This window comes from Mesorhizobium sp. P2_C7 (genome assembly GCF_056404515.1).
Genome location: NZ_JBFUDW010000017.1, coordinates 45,661 through 66,231 on the forward strand (window position 1 = coordinate 45,661; position 20,571 = coordinate 66,231).

The window sequence follows — 20,571 nt, forward strand, 5'->3', positions numbered from 1 at the left end:
CGGCAGGGCTTCATCGCTAATCGAGGCTGATGTTCTTGTAGAGCGCATTATAGGCACCGCACTTCGGGCAGTGCATGTGCCGCTCGATATGATCCTTGCCCGCCTTGGTGTCGAAGACGTCGAGACCGGCCTCGCCACAATCGGGGCATTTGATACTTGCTTTGGGGTCGACCGCTAAGAGGCTGCCGGCCTTGATCCACAACTCCCTGGACATCTCCGGACACTATTCTCTGCGCAGCGTCTCGCCCAAACTGCCGAGCGCGACAAATCTCAAAGCAATCTCATCAAAGAACAAGCGGTGATAGCGCTCGAACTGCTTGTTGTCTCGATTGTAAGGCTCCTGGGCGCGGAGTTCGAAGTCGGCCTGGAACATGTGATCCGCAAGCAAGTAGTTCGTGCCGTGATCAGTGCCGATCTCGATCTGTCTCAAAGCCTGCAATGCCCTCTCGGCCGCAATGGGATCGAATTGCCGTTGGTGAAGGCCGAGGAAAAAGCCATCCTCGCGCGCGAACTCGTCCATGAAATCATCAGCTGCCGTCATGACATCCCCGCTGCTTTGCCTAGCGAGAATAGGCGGGTTGGGGCGATCTGTGTAGACGAAGGCTGTTCACCTTCCCCATGATGGGGCGGGCTGGCGCGCGACGCCGGGGTGGGGTGAGGCGTCGCGCTAACCCCCACCCCGCTCCGCTTCGCGGATCGACCCTCCCCACAAGGGGGAGGGTAATTACTCCGCCGTTCCTTCCTCGTACTCGGCCGACATGGTCAGCCATTTTTCCTCGTGGCCTGCTAGCGTCTGGGCCAGTTGCGAGCGCTCCTTGGCCAGCCGGGTCGCCGTCGAGGGATCCTTCTCGTAGACGGCCGGATTGGACAGTTCGTCCTCGATGCCGTCGATGCGCTTGCGGATGCGGTCCATCAGCGCTTCGGTGGCGCGGATTTCCTTGGCCAGCGGCTCGAAGGCGGCGCGACGCGCTGCTGCATCGCGGCGGCGGTCGGCCTTTGACGCCTTGTCCGCCTCGCGCTTGCCGCGGCGGTCGCCGGAGACACCGGTGACCAGCGTCTTGTAGTCCTCGAGATCGCCGTCATACGGGTTGACCGCGCCGTCCTTGACCAGCCACAGCCGGTCGGCGGTCGCCTCGAGCAGATGGCGATCGTGCGAGATCAGGATCACGGCGCCCGGAAATTCGTTCAGCGCATGGATCAGCGATTCGCGGCTGTCGATGTCGAGATGGTTGGTCGGTTCGTCGAGGATGAACAGGTTCGGTCCCTCGAAGGCCGACAGGCCCATCAGAAGTCGAGCCTTCTCGCCGCCGGACAGATCCTTGGCGGCGGTGTTCATCTTCTCGGTGGTGAGACCGAACTGGGCGACACGGCCGCGCACCTTGGATTCCGGCGCCTCCGGCATCAGCCGGCGGACATGCTCATAAGCGTTCTCCTCAGGCCGGAGATCGTCAAGCTGATGCTGGGCGAAGATCGCCACCTTCAGGCCGGGCGCCACCGTCATGGTGCCGGTCTCCTGCTTCAGCCGGCCGGACAGCAATTTGGCGAACGTCGACTTGCCGTTGCCGTTGGCGCCGAGCAGCGCGATGCGGTCGTCGGCGTCGATGCGCAGCGTCATCTTCCTGAGGATCGGCTGCCCCTCGGTGTAGCCGACATTGACGTTGTTCAGCGCCACGATCGGCGAGGCCACCGTCTTCACCGGCTCGGGAAAGGAGAACGGCCGCACCGAATCGTTGACGATCGCGGCGATCGGCTTCATCTTCTCCAGCGCCTTGATGCGCGACTGCGCCTGTCTCGCCTTGGAAGCCTTGGCACGGAAGCGTTCGACGAAGGATTCCATATGCTTGCGGGCGGCTTCCTGCTTGACCCGGCCCTTCTCCTGCAGTTCCTTCTGCTCGGTATACTGACGTTCGAACTGATCGTAGCCGCCACGCCAGAAGGTCAGCTTCTTCTGGTCGAGATGAACGATAGAATTGACGGCGCGGTTGAGCAGGTCGCGATCATGCGAGATCAGAAGAACGGTGTGCGGATACTTCGACACATAGTTTTCCAGCCACAGCGTGCCTTCGAGGTCGAGATAGTTGGTCGGCTCGTCGAGCAGCAAAAGGTCGGGCTCGGCAAACAGTACGGCCGCGAGCGCCACGCGCATGCGCCAGCCGCCGGAGAAGGACGAGGCCGGGCGGCGCTGCGCAGCATCGTCGAAGCCGAGACCGGCAAGAATGGTGGCCGCGCGCGACTCGGCCGAGTGCGCGTCGATGTCGGCCAGCCGCATGTGGATGTCGGCGATACGGTGCGGATCGGTGGCGGTCTTTTCCTCTTCAAGGAGTGCCGTGCGCTCGACATCGGCCTTGAGCACGATCTCGATCAGGGGGTCCTCGGTGCCGGGCGCTTCCTGCGCCACCTGGCCGATGCGGGTGTTCTTGGGCAGGCTGATCGAGCCCGTCTCGGAGGCGAGGTCGCCGGTGATGGCCTTGAACAGCGTCGTCTTGCCGGTGCCGTTGCGACCGACAAGACCGGCCTTGGTGCCGGCCGGCAAGGTCAGCGAGGCGTGGTCGAGAAGCAGGCGTCCGGCCATGCGGAGCGAAAGGTCGTTGATGATCAGCATGGCCGCGCTTTTGCACCGGACATCAACGCTTCGCAAGACCTTGCGGGCCAGTTGGCCGCACAAGGCCTGAAAACGACGCCCGCAAAGGCGTCGTCAAGGCAGCCGATCAGCCTGCCTACCTGGCCAGGAAGCGCTCAGGACGTCGCCTTGCGCTTCGTCGCCTTGGCTGCGACGGCCGGCGCTGCTGCCGGCTTGCGGCCAAGTCCTGTCGACTTTGCCAGCGCCGACCGTGTCGCCGAATAGTTTGGCGCAACCATCGGATAGTCCGGCGGCAAGCTCCATTTGGCCCGGTAGTCGTCCGGGCTCAGGCCATAATCGGTCCTGAGGTGTCGCTTGAGCGACTTGAACTTCTTTCCGTCCTCAAGACAGATGATGTAGTCGGGAAACACCGACTTCTTCGGGTTCACGGCCGGAACCAGGCTTGGGCTTTCCGCGACAGGTGCACCAGCCAGCTTGCGCACCGAAGCGCTGACGCTGGCAATCAACTCAGGCAGACCGGAAGCCGGAAGCGGATTGTTGCCTATGTACGCTGAGACAATATCGGCCGTCAGTTCGATAACGGTCTTATCATCGATATTTGACAATTCTATCACCCTATTTCCGACAAAGTCATCCACCCCAGTGAAGACTTGTGTCTTTGTATCTTTTTAACCGCGCCCCCCAACGGACCGCCAAGTCTCAACAAGGAATCAAGACTCGCAAAAATACTTTTCATGGGAAATCGACGTCGCGCAAATTAGAAAATCTAATACTTGGGACTAGCAGACTTAGCAGCATGACCGTCGGCCAATATCTCTAGAATACGCTTCCAACGGGCGCACCGGCTGAAGTCCTTTTGCTCTATAGCCTTTTCGGCCTTCATGGCGGCATAAAGCGGTGCCTCGGCGCCAAATTCCTTGATCAGCCAATGCGCTTCCTGCCTGGCCAGACGTTCGTTTTCGTCAAACATGGTTCTCGGCCTCCGAACGTTCCACGCCGACCGCGACGCAACTGCCGATGACGAGGACGGCTCCGACAATGGCCGTCATCGTCAGCCTTTCGCCCGATAGCGTCAGCAGCAGCGTCGAAGCGATCGGCGTGAGATAGGCGACGACCGCGACCTTGCCGCTGCCTTCGAGCTTCAAGGCGCGTGACCAGAAGTAGTAACCCAACCCCATCGGACCGGCGCCGAGATAGAGGCCAAGAGCCAGGTCCATACCGACGGGCCAGGCGAAACCGTCGCGAGCGCACCACAAGAACGTCAAGGCGACACCGATCAGCGACGATGGCAGCAACAGGCGATCCGGCGAGGTGGCGACCCGTCCCACCATGACCGAATAGAAGGCCATGCACAGTGCGGACCCGAATGCGGCGACATAGCCGACGAGATCGCCCTGGAGCCAGGATTGGTTACGCCCTCCCGAAATCACCAGTGCAACGCCGACGAAGCCCACCACCGCGGCGAGGCCCAGCAGCACCGGGCGCCGCGGATTCTGCAGAGCGATGACCGCCGCAGCGACCATCAACGGCCAGGTGTAGGCCACCAGATTGGCCTCGATCACCGGCATCGAAGCGAACGCGATGTATTGCAGCACCATGGTGCCGACCAGACCGATGAAGCCGACCGCGAGCGAGACGAGCGCGAGCCCAGCCGAGACCGGCGCGGGCCTTTCCCGGCTCATCAACCGGATGGCGGCGAAGACAAGCGCAGCTCCTGTAAATTGCAGGAACTGCACCTGCGACACCGGATGGCTGGCCAGCAGGGATTTGCCGACCAGCGCATTGGTCGACCACAACGCCACCGCGCCGGCAGCAAAGACCAGCGCGGATGCCGAGCCGGATCCATGCCGAAGCAACCGGCGTGGCGCTCTATCTCTGCGTTCGACCATGATCCTGTCCGAAAGCCGGTTCCCACTTTTCGGGATCAAGGCTCATTACCATGATTCCCTGGCTCCGCCCGGAATCGGCGCCTCGGACGACGCCGGAACGGGATGCTCTTGCTCGAACCGGCGATAGGCCGGCAACTGGTTGGTCCAGACGTCTTCGGCCAGTTCGTTGACCCATTCGCGGTCATGGTCGTTGTCGGCGGCGAGATAGAACATGCGGTTGTCGTCGACATAGGGCTTGGCCACCGAGCGCTGGTTGAGCACCAGCGTGACGCGCTCGCCGAAGCGGATCGGCGCGGTGCGATGCAGGACACCGAGAAACTGCCCAAGCGTGGCGTAGTTCATCTTGTGATCGATGCGCATGACACGGTTGCGCGGAATCTCGCGGCCGGATTCGAGGATGGCGCGGCCGGTTTCGGAGTCGTCGCAGTAGATTTCGAGGTGGCCGCCGACCAGCGGATTGCTGATCGACAGCGGAATGAGCTCGGTGACCGGAACGCCATCGCAATGCCATTCAACCGCGCCGTCCTTGGGATTCATGAAGGTCACCGTCGAGCCGACGATCGACAGCGGATAGGGCTCAAGCTTGGTGCCCATCATGTCGGACAGCCGCTCCAGGCGCAGCTTGTCATGCAGCAACTCCTTGATCTCGGGGATGAAACGGTCGGCGCCGGTGATGAAGGTCAAGTCAAGGTGCTTGTGCACGGCATGGCTGGCCTTGAGCTTCAGAGCAGCTTCTTCAATTGCTGCAAGCAGGGCCGGGTCATAGCCGTGCAGATATTGCGCGACGCCGAAACTCGACACCTTCCAGGCGGTTTCGTGACCGATGATGGCTTCGCGGCTCATCGCATAACGCAGTTCGGGGATGGTATGGGCGTTCATTGTACTTCTCCGGGGCGGGGGCAACACTTGGGAAACAGTCGATTAGATCACCCACCCCTGTAAAATTAGGAATGCTGGTGCTAGTGTAAGCCCAGCTTAAGGTCGAAACCGTGCGTCTGCTCAGTCAGGTCAACCTCAATTCGCTGAAAATCGTGGAGAGTGCTGCGAGGCACGGGAATTTCACGCGCGCCGGCGAAGAACAGTTTATCACCGCTTCAGCGGTCAGCCAGCGCGTCAAAAGCCTTGAGGATCAACTGCGTTTCAAGATTTTCCAGCGCGGCGGCAATGCTGTGTCATTGACGCCGGAGGGCGAGACTTATGTCTCGCGCGTTCGCGAGGCGCTGGAGCGGATCGTCGCCGCCAGCATGGAGGCGACCGGGCAATCGCAGGAGCATGTGTTGAAGATATCGGTGCTGCCGACCTTTGCGGCACGCTGGCTGTTTCCGCGCCTGCCGCTGTTCCAGCGGCAATATCCCGATATTGTCATGCGGGTCTCGACATCCTACGCGACGCATGAATTCACGACTTCCGAGTTCGATCTCGAAATCCGCTATGGCGACGGCCACTTTCACGGGCTGCAGTCGGATCTGCTGTTCCGGGAAGACCTGACGCCGGTGTGCAGCAGGAAACTCTTCCACGAAATCCTGGGCGACAAGCCTCCGTCGAAGGTGAGGCCGGAGGATCTGCGTCACTTCACGCTGCTGCATTCCGACACCTGCACCCAGAACTGGCAATCGTGGCTCGACTTCGCCGGCGCCGGCTTCGTGCTCCGGGAGACCAAAAGCATCTATTTCGATTCCTGCATGATGTCCTACGAGGCGGCTAACGCAGGATTGGGATTTGCCGTGGCCAATCGAGCCTATATGGCCAGCGATATCCGGGCCGAAAGGCTGGTGGCCCCATTCAAGGTGCACCAGCCGACTACGGCGGGGTGGTATTTCGTCTGCCCCGACAAGACGCTGCACGCTCGCAAGGTATCGCTGTTCAAGCAGTGGATCGCGGCCGAAGCCGCACTGACGCAGAACCAATTGGACAGCGAGACCGCCGGCTGAACTTCGATCAGCCCCCAACAGGGATCAGGCGAAAGCCCTGCCCTCCTCGGTGCGCTGGAAGAGCATCAGGTCCAGACCCAGGCTTGGCCGTCCCAGGATGGTCAGGATCGTATGTGCCTGGCCGCGGTGATGTGTCTGGTGGTTGAAGACATGATCCAGCGCCGGGGCCAGCCTCTGCGAGACCGTGCGCATATCCGAGACCGTCATATAGGTGAAGCGGCCCGCCAACGCCTTGTCGCTGAGGCCGCCGACCCAATCGATGATCCTCCTGTCCTCGGCTTCACGCGCCATCCGCAGGCCGGGCAAGGCCCGGTGCAGGACGGCATCCAGCGTCGTCGGCGCGTCGCCCTCGCCGGTGAAGCGCTTCATCCAGATGCGGTCGGCTGTCAGCAAGTGATTGAGCGTGCCCATCATCGAGCCGAAGAAGGCGCCGACATCGCGGTTGAATTCCTCTTCGTCGAGTTCGGCGGCGGCATCGTAGATGCGGTTGTTGGCCCATTGATTATAGGCCGCAAACATCATGAAATGCTGTCTCATGGCTTCCCCTCGGCTCGCATCGATGCGGGGCCTACCTAACCCGCTAGGGGTCCAACGCCAATGACCATTCTGCTCTATGACCTCGTCGGACGCGACGCCAGCCGTCCGTTCAGCCCGCATTGCTGGAAGGTGGCGATGGCGCTTGCGCACAAGGGGCTCGACATTTCGACCGCACCGACGCGCTTTCTCGAGGTGCCGGCTGTCGAGGGCGGCGTTTCGAAAACCGTTCCGGTGATCCGCGACGGCGAGACGGTCGTCGCCGATTCCTTCGCCATCGCGCTCTATCTCGACGAAGCCTATCCGGGTCGGCCGACGCTGTTGGGCGGCGAAGGCGGCAAGGCGATGGCGCGCTTCATCGAACGCTGGTCGCAGTTGACCATCCATCCCTATGTCACCACCGCGGCGATCATCGACCTTCACGCCATGCAGGACGAGGAGAACGCTGCTTATTTCCGCCAGAGCCGCGAGCAACGCCTTGGCAGGAAGCTGGAGGATGTCGTCACCGCGCGCGACGCCGGGCTGGCAACATTCCGCGCCGCATTGGAGCCGCTGCGCTCAATGCTCGGCTACCAGCCCTATATTGGCGGCGCGTCGCCGCTGTTCGCCGACTACATCGTTTTCGGCGCCCTGCAATGGGCGCGCATAGCCTCGCCCTACCAGCTGCTCGACGACAGCGACGTGGTGGCGCAATGGTTCGCCCGCTGCCTCGACCTGCACGGCGGGCTGGCACGAAAGGTGGCGGCGGCGTGACGCCGTCGCGCCTGACCTGGCGCTGGGCAGCCACGCAGGCTGTCAATCCCTTGCGGGGAAGGCCACCTGCGAGATAGCCAAGCCTACTTGGCTGCCGCTTTTTTTGGCGTGCTGGTCTTTGTGGCAGGCTTCGCCACCTTGGGGGCGGCTTTTGCCTTGGGAGCAGCTTTTGCCTTGCCGGCGCCAGCTGCCTTTTTGGCTGCCGACTTCCCCCCGGCATCCTCCTGGTCGATGTCGGCTACCGCCTGATGCCAATGGCGATCATGCTGACCGGCCGGTTGTCCCTCTTCCAGCCAGATCTGATGCGCGCGGTTGCGAATGCGTTCCTGCCGATCGTCTGCCATGATCATGTTGTCTCCCTTCGGGCCGACTTCAGCGCGGCGCCGACACGCAACTATAGCAAGCAAAGCATCGCATGACAGCCATCCGATCTCGCCTGCTGAGTCCGCCTCATCGGCGCCGGCCTGACACAGAAACGCACAGTTGCTCCGGCCCTTCACATCGCTCCGGGCGTTCATTGCTCGGAATTGGCTTCTGTCCGCTTCGCGGACCGTCCCTCGCCCCTTTGGCCTCACCCCTTGGCAATGGGCCGGGCGGCTTGTATAGAGCCCGCCACTCTCAATTCCATTCTCATCACAAGGACGACCCATGGCGCTCGAACGCACCTTTTCCATGATCAAGCCGGACGCTACCCGGCGCAACCTCACCGGCGCCATCACCAGGATGCTGGAAGAGGCCGGCTTGCGCGTCATCGCCTCGCGCCGGGTCTGGATGAGCCGTCGTGAGGCGGAAGGCTTTTATGCCGTCCACAAGGACCGCCCGTTCTTCGGCGAGCTGGTGGAGTTCATGTCGTCGGCACCGACCATCGTGCAGGTGCTGGAAGGCGAGAACGCCATTGCCAGGAACCGCGAAGTGATGGGCGCCACCAACCCGGCCAACGCCGCCGAAGGCACCATCCGCAAGGTGCATGCGCTGTCGATCGGCGAGAACTCGGTGCACGGCTCCGATGCGCCGGAGACGGCAGCAGAAGAGATCAAGTACTGGTTCTCGGACACCGAGATCGTCGGCTGACACGACAGTCCAGACCTTGGACCCTGTAAAAAGGCCGGCGTCTCGCCGGCCTTTTTCATTGGTGCAACGATCGGCTCTCGCCGCGCAGGGGTGACGCCGGACCGGGAATCAGCTTGCGGCGCTGAAGCGCAGGATCTCGCGACCATCCTTGTCCGATATGACGAGCTTGCCGTCGCCGACGCTGTATGACGCCGCCTTGGTCAACGCATCGAACAGCGCCTTTTCCTCAGCCATCACCTCGGGCGTGCAGGCCTTGTAGGTCGAGCCGATGTCGCTGATCGCGATCGCCTGGCCTTCGACCTTGGCGGTGGCGAAATAGGTGTTGCAGGGACCGCTGCCGCCCGCCTTACCGGCCTCGCTGATCCTGAACGTGGCTTGCGGCGCGGCGATGGCGCCAATGCCGTCGACATAGTCGACCAGCCAGATCTGACCAATGACAGAAGCCGTCTGCTCGGCGCTCGGCGTGACCATCTTCAGCATGATGGTCTGCGGCACGTCGGTCAGCGGATCGACCTGATGGCGCATATCGGAGATGAACAGGAGCTTGCCGTCGACGGTAATGCGGGCTTGCAAGGCGTAGGTCATCTGCGACCGGATGACGGAGGGATCGAATTTGATCTCGAAGCTGATCGGCACCTGGCCGGCCGGCTTCATGTTCTGCTCGCCGATGATCGTGGCCGGCGCGTCGGCCAACGAGACATCGGCAAGCTGCACGGAGAGCACGGCACTGGGCGGCAAGGCGATGCGCTCGCGATAGATCACCTCGCCTCGCACGGCATTTTCGGCGGCAGCAGACAGTTCCGGCACGGCCAATATGCCGACGACGAGAGGCACGAAACCGAAGACGAAGAACTCCGCGATCCTGTCCAGCATGACCATCTCCCTCGCCTGGGCTGCCAATGCCCAAGCTGACCAACCGCGGTCAATTGGCCAAAGGATTGCGGTCAATGCATGGCTGCGACAGGATTTTATTCGGACGGTTTCCAGCGCTGTGCGGCCTGGGCGTCGGCTTCCTTGGCGTCGAGCCAGCCGCCCTCGGAGCCGTCAGCGCGATGCTCCTTCTTCCAGAACGGCGCGCGCGATTTCAGGTAGTCCATGAGAAAGTTCGCCGCCTCGAACGCCGCCTGGCGATGCGCTGATGCCGCCACCACCAGCACGATGTTGTCGCCCGGCGCGATCTTGCCGTGGCGGTGGATGGCGGTGAGGCCTTGCAGCGGCCAGCGCTGAATCGCTTCAACGGCGATGCGGCTGATCTCGGCCTCCGCCATGCCGGGATAATGCTCGAGTTCGAGTGCCAAGAGCGCGCCCTGCTCATCGCGGCAGAGGCCGGAGAAGGTCACCACGGCGCCGATATCGGCGCGGCCTTGCGTCAGCCTGGCGATCTCTGCAGCGACGTCGAAATCTTCGCGCTGGATCCGCACCGTCGGCACCACGGCGGCCGACATGGATCAGCCCCCGGTCATCGGCGGGAACAGCGCAATCTCGCGAGCCCCTGATATCTTCTCGCGGTGCTCGACATGTTCCTGATTGATGGCGACGCGGATCACGTCGGGATATTGCAGCGCGTGCTCGTAGCCCTCGCCACGCGATTTCAGCCAGCGCAAGAGGTCGGCGACCGTCTCGATGCCGGCTGGCAAGTCAACGTCTTCCTCAGGCAGGCCGATCCGCTCGCGCACCCACGCAAAATAGATAAGCCGGGTCGTCATCTCACTCGTCCATGATGTGCTTGAGGCCAGCGCGGAAATAGTCGTAGCCGGTGTAGAGCGTGACCAGCGCCGCGATCCACAGCAGCACCAGCCCGGTCTGGGTCGTCAGCGGGAAGATCTTGTCGCCGGCCGGCCCAGCCAGCAGGAAGGCGATGGCGACCATCTGGATCGCGGTCTTCCATTTTGCCAGTTGCGTCACCGGCACCGAGACCTTGAGCGCCGCCAGATATTCGCGCAGGCCCGAAACCAGGATTTCGCGGCACAAGATGATGATCGCCGCCCACAGCGACCAGCCGGCGATGCCGGCATGGCGATCGGTATCGGCCGCCAGCAGCAGCAGGCAGGTGGCGACCAGCAGTTTGTCGGCGATCGGGTCGAGCATCTTGCCGATGTTGGAGGTCTGCTGCCAGGCGCGCGCCAGATAGCCGTCCAGGTAATCCGTGACGCTTGCGAGCAGGAAGATGATCAGCGCCGACCAGCGGGCGAAGTCGCTCGACTTCAGATGTCCCTCGAGAAAAAAGCACAGCACCACCAGCGGCACCGCGATGATGCGGGCGTAGGTGAGCATGTTGGGCAGGTTGAACGCGCGCTTGGCCATATCTTTGGGGAACTCTTTCTGCCTGCCTACTCAAATCAGAAGCTGTTGTAGGGGGTCAACAGGCCAAAATCGATTGGCCAGCCGAAAAGTACCAAATCCCCTAGCTCTCATGAAAATGATTGTAGACCAGTTTCGCCACCTGCTCGGAAATGCCGTCGACTTTCCTTAGATCCTCGATGGCGGCACGGCTGACCGCCTTGGCGGTGCCGAAATGCATGAGCAGGGCGCGCTTGCGGCCAGGGCCGATGCCGCTGATCTCGTCGAGAGGGCTCTTGACCATCTCTTTCTTGCGGCGCGCACGGTGTGAGCCGATGGCGAAACGGTGCACCTCGTCGCGCAGCCGCTGGACAAAGTAGAGGACGGGATCGCGAACCGGCAACGAAAACGAGTCCTTTCCCCTGACGAAGAAGCGCTCGCGGCCGGCATCGCGGTCCTGGCCCTTGGCGATGCCGATGGCCACGACGCGGTCCTCGATGCCGAGATCCGAGAGGATCTTGCGCACCGTCGTCATCTGACCCTGGCCGCCGTCGATCAGGATGACGTCGGGCCAGGCCGGGAAGCTGCCGGAGATGTCGTCCTCGATATCATCGGCCGCCTCGCCTGCTGGGGCATCGTCGGCCACGACGACATCGCCGTGCTCCTTGAGCAGCCGCGAGAAACGCCGCTCCATCACCTCGCGCATCATGCCGAAATCGTCGCCCGGCGTGATCTCGGTCGAGCGGATGTTGAACTTTCGATACTGGTTCTTGACGAAGCCTTCCGGCCCGGCGACCACCATGGCGCCGACGGCATTGGTGCCCATGATGTGTGAGTTGTCGTAGACTTCGATGCGCACCGGCGGCTTCGGCAAGCCAAAGGTCTCGGCAAAACCGGCGAGCAACCGGCGTTGCGTCGAGGTTTCGGCCAGCCGGCGGCCGAGCGCCTCGCGGGCGTTCTGCAGGGCGTTGTCGGTCAGGTCCTTCTTCTCGCCGCGTTGCGGCACCGAAATCGCGACCTTGCGGCCGGCGCGGGTGGACAGCGCCTCGGCCAGCAGTTCCTGGTCCTCGACGGGGCGCGACAGAAGAATGGTGCGCGGCGTCGGCTTGTCGTCATAGAATTGCGCCAGGAACGAGCCCAGCACTTCCGATCCCTCCAGCGCCGGGTCGGCCTTGGGGAAATAGGCGCGGTTGCCCCAATTCTGGCCGGTGCGGAAGAAGAACACCTGGATGCAGACCTGGCCGCCTTCCTGATGGATGGCGAAGACATCGGCTTCGTCGACGGTCGCCGGGTTGATGCCTTGGTGGCTCTGCACATGCGACAGCGCCGCCAGCCGGTCGCGATAGATGGCGGCGCGCTCGAAATCGAGGTCTTCCGAGGCCTGCTGCATGGCGGCCGAGATTTCCGTCTTCACCTTCTGGCTGCGGCCAGACAAGAAGTCCTTCGCCTCACCGACCAACTCGGCATAGCCCTCGTGCGAAACCTCTCCGGTGCAGGGGCCCGCGCAACGCTTGATCTGGTAGAGCAGGCACGGCCGTGTCCGGTTCTCGTAGAAGGAGTTGGTGCAACTGCGCAGCATGAAGGCGCGCTGCAGCGAATTGATGGTGCGGCCGACCGCCCCGGCGGAGGCGAAAGGGCCGAAATAGTCACCTTTGCGCGATCGCGCGCCGCGATGCTTGTAGATGCCGGGCGAGACGTGATCATCGGTCAGGAGAATATAGGGAAACGACTTGTCGTCGCGCATCAACACATTGAATCGCGGCCGCAGGCGCTTGATAAGGTTGGCTTCGAGCAGCAGCGCTTCGATTTCGGTGCGGGTGACGACGAACTCCATCGTCGACGTTTCGCGCACCATGCGACCGATCCGGCTGGTGTGGAACCTGCCTTGTGCGTAGTTGGTGACGCGCTTCTTCAGGCTGCGCGCCTTGCCGACATAAAGCACATCGCCGGCCGCGTTCATCATGCGGTAGACGCCAGGCGCGTTGGGCAGCCGCTTGACCAGCGTCTGGATCACCTCGGCGCCGACCATGCCTTCGGCGTCGCCGGCATGCGGCGTCCAGTCGATGGCGGTGAAGGCTATGTCGGGCCCGGCGGGTTCGACGATCTCCTCCACCGCCTCGTCCTCAAGGTCGAGTTCGACTTCGGGAGGCATGTCGTCGGCGCCACTGCGTGGCTTGCTTTTCTGGTCTACGGGACTCATTCCGCCATGCCTGTCACATCAGGCGTCTGCCATGCAAGATGCTGGCCGCCATCGAGCGCGATCATCTGGCCGGTGACTGAGCGCGCTTCCCAGAGATAGCGGATGGTGGCCCCGAATTCCGGCAATTCCGGGCCGCGCTTGAGGATCAAACCTTCGACCTGGGCGGCAAAATCGCTGTCGTCCTGGCTGGCGTTCTTCAGGGTCGGCCCCGGCCCAATGGCATTGACGCGGATACGGGGACCGAGCGCCTGCGCCATCATCTGCGTGGCCGTCCACAGCGTCGACTTGGACAGCGCATAGGAGAAATAGCGCGGCGTCGGCCGCCAGACGCGCTGATCGATGATGTTGACGATCAGGCCCTCTTGTCCCTGCGGCAACGCCCGGGCGAAGGTCTGCGCCAGCAGCGCCGGCGTCTTTACATGCACGGCAAAGTGCCGGTCCCAGGCCCGCCAGTCGAAGTCCAGAACCGAATCGTCCTCGAACAGCGACGCATTGTTGACCAGCAGGGACAGCGGCCCGAGCGCTGCTTCCGCCTGGCCTACGAGGTCGCCGGCGGCGTCCATGTCGGTCAAGTCGGCGGCGACCACGGCGGCGCGGCCACCGCTCCGGTTGATCAGCCCGGCCATTGCATCCGCTTCGTCGCGCGACCGATTGCAGTGGATGGCGACGGCAAAACCATGGGCGGCGAGATCCTCGACGATCGCCCTGCCGATCCGTTTCGCCCCGCCCGTCACCAGCGCCGCGGCAGTGGCTATGCTCATAGGGTGTCAATCCTCAATTTCGGCCCGAAAACACGATGCCGGCGAAATATGGCCTGGCAGGCGTTAAATGGCGTTCGCACCTTGGGCAGCATTGTGGCGAACCCACCGATTGGGTACTCCGACTCGTCCTGGACCAGGAGCCGTCCGACCGCAATATAGGACGCTGGACTCCTTGCACCAAGCGGTGTGCAGTGCAGTATGACGCTGCTCCTGCCATTTCGCTGTTGCGAAGATGCAACGTCAAGTTTCAGCCTCATTCGCGCCGGGGAATGACCCAAGTTCAGGTTCGCTTCAGCCGCATTTTGACACGACATTTGGAACCGACGAACGCCAGATCCGTTTCACCCCCCGGACGGGTCGATGGCGATCGTGAGAAACAAGCCTGTGTCCTGTGGCTTAAGGAGTAAAGAACAATGCAAGCCAATCTCAAATTCGCACGGCCGCTGGCCGTGGCGCTCGGGCTCTTCGCCCTCAGTGGAACTGCCTATGCCGCCGACGTCGTTCAGGAAGAGCCGCCGGCACCCGCCCCGGTTGCTGAATTGCCTGTCGCGTCCTGGGCCGGCCCCTATGCCGGTATCAACCTCGGCTATGGCTTCAGCGGCCGTACCAAGGAAAGGGATTTCGGCGTTGAAACCGATACCAAGGGTTTCGTCGGCAGTGCCTTCGGCGGCTACCAGTGGCAGCAGGAGAACTTCGTCTACGGTGCTGAAGCCGAACTCGGCTACAATGGCGTCAAGGGCGACGATAACGGCATCGACTCCAAGGCCGGCTTCGAAGGCTCGCTGCGTGCCCGTCTTGGCTATGCCGTGACCCCGGAAATCCTGCTCTACGGCACCGGCGGTCTCGCCGGCAGAAACCTGAAGGTGGAAGATACCGTGCTTGGCACCAGCGATAGCGCCACCATGCTCGGCTGGACCGCCGGTCTTGGCACCGACATCAAGCTGACCGACAATGTCTTCGGCCGCGTCGAGTATCGCTACACCGACTTCGGCAGCAAGGACTTCGGTGGTGGCATCGGCAACGTCAAGGCCACCGACAACCGCGTCACTTTCGGCGTCGGTATGAAGTTCTAAGTCGTTCAAGCCACGACACGAAAAAGCCGGGCCTCGCGCCCGGCTTTTTTTGTGTCCAATGGGTCACTTTGGCGATCCCCAGTGATCAATCGATCTCCCTTGGGCAATCAATCGATCACCCGGGAATGCAGCCTTTCAGCTCCGGAAATTTCTCATCGAAGCGCGCTGCCCAGCGCGTCAGCCGGGCGCGGCCCTTTTCCCACTTTCCGGCAAAGCGCAGGGCGAGATAGCCAAGGCAGGCGCGCAACGCGATCTGCCCGGCGGTGATCTTCTTCGGCAGCTTTGGCGGGTTGGCGTTGAGCAGATCGAGTGCTGCCGTGATCTTCGCCCACTGCCGGTCGAGCCAGGGCTGATAGACCATCTCCTCAGGTCGCGTGCGTCGTTCATAGACCATCGACAGCGCGCAGTCGCAAATGCCGTCTGCCAACGCCTCCAGCACCTCCGCCTCGAGACGCTTGTCGGGGTTGCGCGGAAACAGTGCGTTCTTCGAAACACGGTTGAGGTGCTGGGTAATGGCGCGGCTGTCATGGATCGAGCGACCGTCGTCGAGCACCAACACCGGAATCTTGCCGAGCGGGTTGGCCTCGATCAGCACCGCCGGTTTGTCCTCGGTCTTGACCGGCACCGCGTCGATGGCGATGCCGGCATAGGCCGCGGCCATACGCACCTTGGAGCTGTAGGGAGAAGTGGAAGCGTAGAGCAGTCTGGGCATGATCGGGTTCCTGTTTGCCGGCCGGCACTTTTCACCGGGAGCGGCTGCCCGGCAATGGCCAGGCAACAAAAAACCAACTGCCAGAAAACCGGTGATGGTTTCCTGCCATGACCATCGTGACTTGGCTACAGACGGATACGCGATCCACATCATCGAGCAAGAAGACTACAGCAGAGCGGAACATCCGATCTGCTTTTAATCCTCCGCAACCCCGGCTTCGCGGCGGGGCATTCGTTTCATGGCCAGGTGTGAAAGAAGACCAAACCGCGCGAGCAAGCGAGGCAGCTTGTCCGGCGCCTCGCTTTGCTGCCCTGGCCCCCTTCGCCGACCGTCCTGCGCACGGCCCGAAAACCAGTTGCGGTTTCCGGAATGATCATGCGTCGATCGCAAGTGTCAAAGCGTTCTCCGCGCATCCAGCAGGACACACAGCGCTCCAACTAGACCTGGTCTACTTCTTGGCCGGCGCCTTCGCCTTTGCCGGCGCTGCCTTGGCCTTGGGGGCCGCGGCTTTCTTCACGGCGGGCTTTGTCGCTGCCGCTGCCGCTTTCTTGGCCGGTGCTGCCTTGGCGGCGGGCTTGGCCGCGGCCTTCGCGGGCGCTGCCTTCTTGGCTGCGGGTTTCGCCGCCGGCTTCTTGGCCGGTGCTGCCTTGGCGGCCGGCTTTGCCGCGGCCTTCGCCGGCGCTGCCTTTTTCACTGCCGGTTTGGCCACGGCCTTGGCCGCTGCCGGCTTCTTGGCCGGTGCTGCTTTTGCCTTTGCCGGTGCTGCCTTCGGCTTGGCCGCGGGTGCTGCTTTCTTCACTGCTGCCGCGACCTTCGCCGTTGCTGCTTTCACAGGTGCTTTCTTTGCCGGTGTCTTGGATGCCGGCGCCTTAGACGACTGCTTCGCCATGTCATGCCCCTTGCGTTACGCCGACGGCCGTGAATGACCTCGACGGGCAATGCATATCTGACTCGCGGCTCTCTAGCCAGCGAAGCAATAGACTGAATTTCGCAGCTTAAATTTTGGTTACCGATGGCTCACGATCATGCTGATCATCACAAAAATCCGCTGCTGATCTTCAATCATTGCCAGCAGTTCACCGCCGACATTCTGCGCACCCCGCTAGACCGATCCCGCCACGAAGCTCTGAAGGTCAACGAGCGGCTTTGTGCATTGATCCTCGGCCGCGAACATCAACACCTGCTGCTTGTTTGGAGTGATCATCTCGTGCCGGCGGACGATCTACACAGATGACGAGAGCAATGCGATGACCGATCGCAGCATCACCTTGTCAAGCATGATCCCGCCACCCTTGCAAATGAATTGACAGATGACTCTGGCACGCAGAGTATTCTGCATGAGACGAAGGATTGCTTCGATGTCGATCACACAAGAGCAGGTGGCGCGATCCGGAATCGTCGAGACGGCGCGCCATGGCGTTGGCCGCGTCGACGACAGTGTCTGGCTTGGCCGTACCGGAGCCGCTCGATGAGCGCCGACGAAATCATCCACCAGAGCACGCGACTCAGGATCATGGCCACCCTGAACACGCTGGAAAGGCGCGAGATGCTGGAGTTCACCCGGCTGAAGGCCATCGTTGGCGCCACCGACGGCAATCTTGGCGCGCATCTCGATACGCTGGCCAGGGCCGGTTATGTCGATATCGAAAAGCTGTTCGTCGGCCGCCGGCCGCAGACGCGCGTCAAGGCAACGACGAGCGGGCGACGCGCGTTCCGCGGTCACGTCACTTTCCTGCGCAAGATCATCGACCAGGCCGAGGCGACGCAGCGCAGAAAATAGCGCCGCTATTGCGCGACCCCTCTGTATCTCTTGTTTTGACGCAATTCCCTGAGGGAAAGCGCTATGCGCTTTCCCGGGAAAACCGTTTCACACTTTTCCTGGAATTGCTCTAACGCGTGGCGACCACGGCGAAGCCGGCGCCGATCATCACACCGCCCGCCGCGCGGTTGACCCGGCGCACGATCTTCGGCGTGCGCAGCAGGCTGCGGGCGCGGCCCGCCAGGATGACATGACCGCCGATCACCACGACCTCGACAGCCAGGATCACCATCGTCAACACACCGAGATGACCAGCGTCGAGCGACGTGCCAACCACGTTCGGCAGCAGTGCCACGTAGAACAGCGGCATTTTCGGATTGCCGAGGTTCAGCGCGATACCCGTGGCGAAGATCGCCAGCAGCCCGCGCCGTCCAGAGATGGGTTGCAGGTCCGGCACCACGGGCACGGCGGTCCACAAGCTGATGCCCATCCAAATCAGATAGATCGCTCCGCCATAACGAAGCACCGTCATGGCGATCGCCATCTTGGCGGCGATGAAAGACAGGCCGAAGACGGCGAGGACCAGGAAGATGAGGATGCCGACCACAGTGCCTGCGCCATAGGCAATACCCGACGCGGCACCGCTGGAGATCGTGCGGGCGACGATCGTCATGTTGTCTGGACCGGGACTGGCAGCGAACACGAAGAAGGCAGCCGTGAAGGCGAGGATGGCGGCAAGGTCCATGAAGACTCCCGAAAGTGATCTGTTGCTCTCGGGCGTTCAGGCTAGCCGATTTGCATGTCGGCAACATCAGGAATTATCGGGCTCCGCACGACGCGCATTTTCGTCATTGATAGCCGAGGCAGATGGCGCCGAGCGCTACGATGGCGCAGGCGCCGATCCGCCTCGGCGTCAGCATCTCGCCGAGGAACAAGCGTCCGATGAAGGCGGCGAAGACGACGCTGGTTTCGCGGATCGCGGTGATGGGAGCGGCCGGCCCGAGCGCGAAGGCCGCGACCACGACACCATAGGCCAAAAGCGCGAACAGGCCGCCCCCCAGCGCCTTCCAGGTTTCCGGCGCCCGCAGGTCGACAATGAGCCGGCCACGGCAGGCAAGGAAGGTCGCCGGCAGAAATGCACCATAGATCACGAGAACCCAGGCGGTGTAGGCGCCGGCATTTCCCGCCGCGCGGACGCCGATCGCATCGACCGTCGCATAGGCGGCGATGATCGCTCCCGTTGCCAGTGCATAGAGTATCGATGTCGTGGCGGCCCGGCCTCTGCCGAGCGAAAGGCCCATGATGCCGCCGGCGACCAACGCAACACCGACGGTCTGCGGCTGGGTGAGCTGCTGGTTGGCCAGGAGGAATCCACCGAGCGCGACAAGCAGCGGCACGCTGCCGCGAACGATCGGATAGACCTGTCCCAGTTCGCCATATCGGTAGGCGGCCACCAGGAACACGCTGTAGCCGACCTGCAGGCAGGCCGAGAGCACGACATAGGGCCAGGCCGGCGCGGCCGGAAGGGTGAGGAAGATGGCGAAGGGAATGGCGAGCGCCGTACTGGAGAAACTCATGACGGTGACCGTCCACAACCTGTCGCCCCCGGTTCGCAGGAAGGCGTTCCAGGTGGCGTGCAGGATCGCGGCAAACAGCGCGAGCCCGATGACCAGCGGGCTCATCGCGGCCTGCGCGAAGCGGCGATGATGTCCAGGGCCGTCTTGCGGGCGGCGCGAATGGCGGTGTCCGCCTGCCCCATCTGCGCCAGCAGCGTCGCACCTTCGATCAGCATCAGCAGGACCGCAGCCACGCTTTCGGCGCGACCGCGCGGCATCTCTTCTTCGAGGATTGACTGCATGCGCTTCTTGAGGCCGTTCTTCTGCCTGGCGACAGCCTTGAACACCGGATGTTCCGGATCGCCGAACTCGGCCAGCGCATGCGCGAACAGGCAGCCATGGAAATCCGGGCTGCGGAACCAGCGATCGTGCCAGTCGAAGATCTTTGCAATTTTCTTCCCGGGCGTCGCGACCTCCTCGGCGAGGCGGTCGAGTTGGCGATCAAAACGCCTGGCGCGATAGTCGAGCACCTCGACGATCAGTTCGTCCTTGCTGGGAAAGTGACGGTACATCGTCATCTTGGCCACATCGGCCTCGGCGATGATCCGATCGATGCCGGTGGCATGGAAACCGGCGCGCTTGAACAGCCCGTAGGCCGTTTCAACGACGTGCTGGCGTTTGTCGGAAGCAGGCGACGATGTCATGGCGCTTACCAGTGATGAGACAGGTCTGTCTCATGTTTATGCGACGGATCGCCTCTTCTGTCAACACAGCACAAAAAGAGCGCCCGCAGCGGGTAGAGCCGCAGGCGCGAAAAGGAATCGGAACGGAGATCCGCGCTCTAGCGCAGGATGCGGCAGCGGCCGTTGTAGACCATCCAGCGGTCGAAGCCCGAGACGCAGAATTCGACATTGTCGCCGATCGATGCGAATCCCTGGCCTTCCTCGATCAGGTACCAGATGGTGCGATCGCGCCCGTCGGACAGGCTGACGGTGGCGCCGCAATAGCGGCGGCCGATCGGCCAGGTCTCGTTGGCCGCCAGATACAGATGCTGGTGGATGCGCCGGAAATCGGTGATCTGCACGTTGGGCAGGTGCGGCACGTGATGCACCTGATGGGAAAAGCGGCTGGTGATCTTGTTCAACACCCAGGCCTCGCCGCAGACGCCGCCATCGTCGTCGGAATAGACGCCAAGGTCGGCCGCCTGCACGGCCTGGGTAAGACCGAGAGGCACGGCAAGCGGAGTGCAGAGCGAAATCAGGGCAGCAAGTGCGGATTTGGCGAAGCGAGTCATGGCAGCCTCTCAAGGTCGATTGCGCGCACTCTGCGGATTCGCTTGGCGGTGGTCAAGCGGTTGCGGAAACAATGGTTTCCCAGTTCGGAACGACGTTGGCCAAAGCCGAACCCCGCATGGAAACCGGAACGGCTCCAGCACGTGGGGACCCGGACGGAAAAGAGAGCTCGAGCCCCC

The 20,571-nt window shown here is 62.6% G+C and carries 28 protein-coding genes; 7 read left to right on the top strand and 21 right to left on the bottom strand.

The genetic code is table 11. The features are described from left to right. Positions 1-16: 16 nt before the first annotated feature. From AC1D2G_RS28615 to AC1D2G_RS28645, 7 genes are all read right to left on the bottom strand, one after another. Positions 17-214, bottom strand: a complete 198-nt coding sequence (locus tag AC1D2G_RS28615) for a hypothetical protein (RefSeq protein WP_477418282.1) — start codon at positions 212-214, stop codon at positions 17-19. A gap of 9 nt (positions 215-223) precedes the next feature. Next, entirely contained in the window at positions 224-541 is a 318-nt protein-coding gene (locus AC1D2G_RS28620) for a hypothetical protein (protein ID WP_477418284.1), read from the bottom strand. Between the two features lie 183 nt (positions 542-724). Continuing rightward, entirely contained in the window at positions 725-2,602 is a 1,878-nt protein-coding gene (locus AC1D2G_RS28625; RefSeq protein ID WP_477418286.1) for an ABC-F family ATP-binding cassette domain-containing protein, read from the bottom strand. A 134-nt stretch (positions 2,603-2,736) separates the two neighbouring features. Next, on the bottom strand, positions 2,737-3,186 hold the full coding sequence (locus AC1D2G_RS28630) for a Ros/MucR family transcriptional regulator (protein WP_095086277.1): 450 nt from the start codon (positions 3,184-3,186) through the stop codon (positions 2,737-2,739). Between the two features lie 161 nt (positions 3,187-3,347). Next, positions 3,348-3,551 (bottom strand): hypothetical protein, encoded by a 204-nt coding sequence (locus AC1D2G_RS28635; protein ID WP_095086282.1) that lies wholly within the window; start codon positions 3,549-3,551, stop codon positions 3,348-3,350. Further along, a complete protein-coding gene (locus AC1D2G_RS28640) occupies positions 3,544-4,470 on the bottom strand; it encodes a DMT family transporter (protein WP_477418288.1) in 927 nt (308 codons plus the stop codon). The genes AC1D2G_RS28635 and AC1D2G_RS28640 overlap by 8 nt, the downstream gene beginning before the upstream one ends. A gap of 45 nt (positions 4,471-4,515) precedes the next feature. Beyond that, positions 4,516-5,349, bottom strand: a complete 834-nt coding sequence (locus AC1D2G_RS28645; RefSeq protein WP_457151393.1) for a hypothetical protein — start codon at positions 5,347-5,349, stop codon at positions 4,516-4,518. 110 nt (positions 5,350-5,459) lie between these two features. Between AC1D2G_RS28645 and AC1D2G_RS28650 the strand changes: the two genes are divergently transcribed. Further along, positions 5,460-6,401, top strand: coding sequence for a LysR substrate-binding domain-containing protein (locus AC1D2G_RS28650; RefSeq protein WP_477397138.1), 942 nt, complete (start codon positions 5,460-5,462; stop codon positions 6,399-6,401). A gap of 24 nt (positions 6,402-6,425) precedes the next feature. On the opposite strand, the gene AC1D2G_RS28655 is transcribed toward AC1D2G_RS28650, so the two are convergent. Continuing rightward, positions 6,426-6,938 (bottom strand): DinB family protein, encoded by a 513-nt coding sequence (locus AC1D2G_RS28655; protein WP_477305863.1) that lies wholly within the window; start codon positions 6,936-6,938, stop codon positions 6,426-6,428. A 60-nt stretch (positions 6,939-6,998) separates the two neighbouring features. On the opposite strand from AC1D2G_RS28655, the gene AC1D2G_RS28660 reads away from it, so the two are divergent. Further along, entirely contained in the window at positions 6,999-7,688 is a 690-nt protein-coding gene (locus AC1D2G_RS28660; RefSeq protein WP_477418290.1) for a glutathione S-transferase family protein, read from the top strand. Positions 7,689-7,771: 83 nt separating this feature from the next. On the opposite strand, the gene AC1D2G_RS28665 is transcribed toward AC1D2G_RS28660, so the two are convergent. Continuing rightward, positions 7,772-8,206 (bottom strand): DUF2934 domain-containing protein, encoded by a 435-nt coding sequence (locus AC1D2G_RS28665; protein WP_457154578.1) that lies wholly within the window; start codon positions 8,204-8,206, stop codon positions 7,772-7,774. A 130-nt stretch (positions 8,207-8,336) separates the two neighbouring features. Here AC1D2G_RS28665 and ndk point away from each other — a divergent pair, with 130 nt between their 5' ends. Further along, positions 8,337-8,759, top strand: coding sequence for a nucleoside-diphosphate kinase (gene ndk / locus AC1D2G_RS28670; protein ID WP_027048827.1), 423 nt, complete (start codon positions 8,337-8,339; stop codon positions 8,757-8,759). 108 nt (positions 8,760-8,867) lie between these two features. Here the strand turns inward: ndk and AC1D2G_RS28675 are convergent, their stop codons facing one another. The 6 genes from AC1D2G_RS28675 to AC1D2G_RS28700 all read right to left on the bottom strand — a co-directional run bounded on the left by AC1D2G_RS28675 (position 8,868) and on the right by AC1D2G_RS28700 (position 14,000). Then, a complete protein-coding gene (locus AC1D2G_RS28675; protein WP_477418292.1) occupies positions 8,868-9,632 on the bottom strand; it encodes a YbaY family lipoprotein in 765 nt (254 codons plus the stop codon). Between the two features lie 95 nt (positions 9,633-9,727). Continuing rightward, a complete protein-coding gene (locus AC1D2G_RS28680) occupies positions 9,728-10,204 on the bottom strand; it encodes a molybdenum cofactor biosynthesis protein MoaE (protein ID WP_477418294.1) in 477 nt (158 codons plus the stop codon). A gap of 3 nt (positions 10,205-10,207) precedes the next feature. Then, entirely contained in the window at positions 10,208-10,465 is a 258-nt protein-coding gene (gene moaD, locus AC1D2G_RS28685) for a molybdopterin converting factor subunit 1 (RefSeq protein WP_095086303.1), read from the bottom strand. 1 nt (position 10,466) lies between these two features. Then, positions 10,467-11,063: a CDP-diacylglycerol--glycerol-3-phosphate 3-phosphatidyltransferase gene (pgsA, locus tag AC1D2G_RS28690; protein ID WP_269903927.1), complete on the bottom strand. Its 597-nt coding sequence runs from the start codon at positions 11,061-11,063 to the stop codon at positions 10,467-10,469. A gap of 100 nt (positions 11,064-11,163) precedes the next feature. After that, positions 11,164-13,239, bottom strand: a complete 2,076-nt coding sequence (uvrC, locus tag AC1D2G_RS28695) for an excinuclease ABC subunit UvrC (protein ID WP_477418296.1) — start codon at positions 13,237-13,239, stop codon at positions 11,164-11,166. Then, on the bottom strand, positions 13,236-14,000 hold the full coding sequence (locus AC1D2G_RS28700; protein ID WP_477418298.1) for an SDR family oxidoreductase: 765 nt from the start codon (positions 13,998-14,000) through the stop codon (positions 13,236-13,238). The genes uvrC and AC1D2G_RS28700 overlap by 4 nt, the downstream gene beginning before the upstream one ends. Positions 14,001-14,413: 413 nt before the next feature. Here AC1D2G_RS28700 and AC1D2G_RS28705 point away from each other — a divergent pair, with 413 nt between their 5' ends. Next, on the top strand, positions 14,414-15,073 hold the full coding sequence (locus AC1D2G_RS28705) for an outer membrane protein (RefSeq protein ID WP_095086315.1): 660 nt from the start codon (positions 14,414-14,416) through the stop codon (positions 15,071-15,073). Between the two features lie 115 nt (positions 15,074-15,188). On the opposite strand, the gene AC1D2G_RS28710 is transcribed toward AC1D2G_RS28705, so the two are convergent. Further along, positions 15,189-15,785, bottom strand: a complete 597-nt coding sequence (locus AC1D2G_RS28710) for a glutathione S-transferase family protein (protein ID WP_477226297.1) — start codon at positions 15,783-15,785, stop codon at positions 15,189-15,191. Here AC1D2G_RS28710 and AC1D2G_RS28715 point away from each other — a divergent pair. Next, entirely contained in the window at positions 15,784-15,984 is a 201-nt protein-coding gene (locus AC1D2G_RS28715) for a hypothetical protein (protein WP_477418300.1), read from the top strand. The genes AC1D2G_RS28710 and AC1D2G_RS28715 overlap by 2 nt on opposite strands. Before the next feature lie 249 nt (positions 15,985-16,233). Here AC1D2G_RS28715 and AC1D2G_RS28720 read toward each other — a convergent pair whose 3' ends face one another. Then, positions 16,234-16,617, bottom strand: a complete 384-nt coding sequence (locus AC1D2G_RS28720; RefSeq protein ID WP_477418302.1) for a hypothetical protein — start codon at positions 16,615-16,617, stop codon at positions 16,234-16,236. A 180-nt stretch (positions 16,618-16,797) separates the two neighbouring features. Between AC1D2G_RS28720 and AC1D2G_RS28725 the strand changes: the two genes are divergently transcribed. Both AC1D2G_RS28725 and AC1D2G_RS28730 read left to right on the top strand, forming a co-directional pair. Continuing rightward, positions 16,798-17,019: a hypothetical protein gene (locus AC1D2G_RS28725; protein WP_477418304.1), complete on the top strand. Its 222-nt coding sequence runs from the start codon at positions 16,798-16,800 to the stop codon at positions 17,017-17,019. Between the two features lie 234 nt (positions 17,020-17,253). Beyond that, on the top strand, positions 17,254-17,565 hold the full coding sequence (locus AC1D2G_RS28730) for a transcriptional regulator (protein WP_095086327.1): 312 nt from the start codon (positions 17,254-17,256) through the stop codon (positions 17,563-17,565). A gap of 109 nt (positions 17,566-17,674) precedes the next feature. Here the strand turns inward: AC1D2G_RS28730 and AC1D2G_RS28735 are convergent, their stop codons facing one another. The 4 genes from AC1D2G_RS28735 to AC1D2G_RS28750 form a co-directional block, all read right to left on the bottom strand. Continuing rightward, positions 17,675-18,289 carry a LysE family translocator gene (locus AC1D2G_RS28735; RefSeq protein WP_477418306.1) on the bottom strand — a complete coding sequence of 205 codons (615 nt, stop codon included), beginning with the start codon at positions 18,287-18,289 and terminating at the stop codon, positions 17,675-17,677. Between the two features lie 103 nt (positions 18,290-18,392). After that, positions 18,393-19,226 carry an EamA family transporter gene (locus AC1D2G_RS28740; RefSeq protein ID WP_477418308.1) on the bottom strand — a complete coding sequence of 278 codons (834 nt, stop codon included), beginning with the start codon at positions 19,224-19,226 and terminating at the stop codon, positions 18,393-18,395. After that, entirely contained in the window at positions 19,223-19,804 is a 582-nt protein-coding gene (locus AC1D2G_RS28745) for a TetR/AcrR family transcriptional regulator (RefSeq protein ID WP_477418310.1), read from the bottom strand. The genes AC1D2G_RS28740 and AC1D2G_RS28745 overlap by 4 nt, the downstream gene beginning before the upstream one ends. Before the next feature lie 137 nt (positions 19,805-19,941). Continuing rightward, positions 19,942-20,394 (bottom strand): hypothetical protein, encoded by a 453-nt coding sequence (locus AC1D2G_RS28750; RefSeq protein WP_457154274.1) that lies wholly within the window; start codon positions 20,392-20,394, stop codon positions 19,942-19,944. Between the last annotated feature and the right edge of the window lie 177 nt (positions 20,395-20,571).

What these genes read in the sequence shown, in the direction of transcription:
- ndk (WP_027048827.1), top strand. Translation starts at nt 8,337, where the DNA reads ATGGCGCTCGAACGCACCTTTTCCATGATCAAGCCGGACGCTACCCGG.
- AC1D2G_RS28655 (WP_477305863.1), bottom strand. Translation starts at nt 6,938, where the DNA reads ATGAGACAGCATTTCATGATGTTTGCGGCCTATAATCAATGGGCCAAC.
- AC1D2G_RS28705 (WP_095086315.1), top strand. Translation starts at nt 14,414, where the DNA reads ATGCAAGCCAATCTCAAATTCGCACGGCCGCTGGCCGTGGCGCTCGGG.
- AC1D2G_RS28735 (WP_477418306.1), bottom strand. Translation starts at nt 18,289, where the DNA reads ATGGACCTTGCCGCCATCCTCGCCTTCACGGCTGCCTTCTTCGTGTTC.
- AC1D2G_RS28715 (WP_477418300.1), top strand. Translation starts at nt 15,784, where the DNA reads ATGATCGGGTTCCTGTTTGCCGGCCGGCACTTTTCACCGGGAGCGGCT.
- AC1D2G_RS28665 (WP_457154578.1), bottom strand. Translation starts at nt 8,206, where the DNA reads ATGAACGCCCGGAGCGATGTGAAGGGCCGGAGCAACTGTGCGTTTCTG.
- AC1D2G_RS28745 (WP_477418310.1), bottom strand. Translation starts at nt 19,804, where the DNA reads ATGACATCGTCGCCTGCTTCCGACAAACGCCAGCACGTCGTTGAAACG.
- AC1D2G_RS28730 (WP_095086327.1), top strand. Translation starts at nt 17,254, where the DNA reads ATGAGCGCCGACGAAATCATCCACCAGAGCACGCGACTCAGGATCATG.
- AC1D2G_RS28625 (WP_477418286.1), bottom strand. Translation starts at nt 2,602, where the DNA reads ATGCTGATCATCAACGACCTTTCGCTCCGCATGGCCGGACGCCTGCTT.
- AC1D2G_RS28680 (WP_477418294.1), bottom strand. Translation starts at nt 10,204, where the DNA reads ATGTCGGCCGCCGTGGTGCCGACGGTGCGGATCCAGCGCGAAGATTTC.
- uvrC (WP_477418296.1), bottom strand. Translation starts at nt 13,239, where the DNA reads ATGAGTCCCGTAGACCAGAAAAGCAAGCCACGCAGTGGCGCCGACGAC.
- moaD (WP_095086303.1), bottom strand. Translation starts at nt 10,465, where the DNA reads ATGACGACCCGGCTTATCTATTTTGCGTGGGTGCGCGAGCGGATCGGC.
- AC1D2G_RS28615 (WP_477418282.1), bottom strand. Translation starts at nt 214, where the DNA reads ATGTCCAGGGAGTTGTGGATCAAGGCCGGCAGCCTCTTAGCGGTCGAC.
- AC1D2G_RS28750 (WP_457154274.1), bottom strand. Translation starts at nt 20,394, where the DNA reads ATGACTCGCTTCGCCAAATCCGCACTTGCTGCCCTGATTTCGCTCTGC.
- AC1D2G_RS28675 (WP_477418292.1), bottom strand. Translation starts at nt 9,632, where the DNA reads ATGCTGGACAGGATCGCGGAGTTCTTCGTCTTCGGTTTCGTGCCTCTC.
- AC1D2G_RS28620 (WP_477418284.1), bottom strand. Translation starts at nt 541, where the DNA reads ATGACGGCAGCTGATGATTTCATGGACGAGTTCGCGCGCGAGGATGGC.
- AC1D2G_RS28740 (WP_477418308.1), bottom strand. Translation starts at nt 19,226, where the DNA reads ATGAGCCCGCTGGTCATCGGGCTCGCGCTGTTTGCCGCGATCCTGCAC.
- AC1D2G_RS28710 (WP_477226297.1), bottom strand. Translation starts at nt 15,785, where the DNA reads ATGCCCAGACTGCTCTACGCTTCCACTTCTCCCTACAGCTCCAAGGTG.
- AC1D2G_RS28725 (WP_477418304.1), top strand. Translation starts at nt 16,798, where the DNA reads ATGGCTCACGATCATGCTGATCATCACAAAAATCCGCTGCTGATCTTC.
- pgsA (WP_269903927.1), bottom strand. Translation starts at nt 11,063, where the DNA reads ATGGCCAAGCGCGCGTTCAACCTGCCCAACATGCTCACCTACGCCCGC.
- AC1D2G_RS28640 (WP_477418288.1), bottom strand. Translation starts at nt 4,470, where the DNA reads ATGGTCGAACGCAGAGATAGAGCGCCACGCCGGTTGCTTCGGCATGGA.
- AC1D2G_RS28635 (WP_095086282.1), bottom strand. Translation starts at nt 3,551, where the DNA reads ATGTTTGACGAAAACGAACGTCTGGCCAGGCAGGAAGCGCATTGGCTG.
- AC1D2G_RS28660 (WP_477418290.1), top strand. Translation starts at nt 6,999, where the DNA reads ATGACCATTCTGCTCTATGACCTCGTCGGACGCGACGCCAGCCGTCCG.
- AC1D2G_RS28700 (WP_477418298.1), bottom strand. Translation starts at nt 14,000, where the DNA reads ATGAGCATAGCCACTGCCGCGGCGCTGGTGACGGGCGGGGCGAAACGG.
- AC1D2G_RS28645 (WP_457151393.1), bottom strand. Translation starts at nt 5,349, where the DNA reads ATGAACGCCCATACCATCCCCGAACTGCGTTATGCGATGAGCCGCGAA.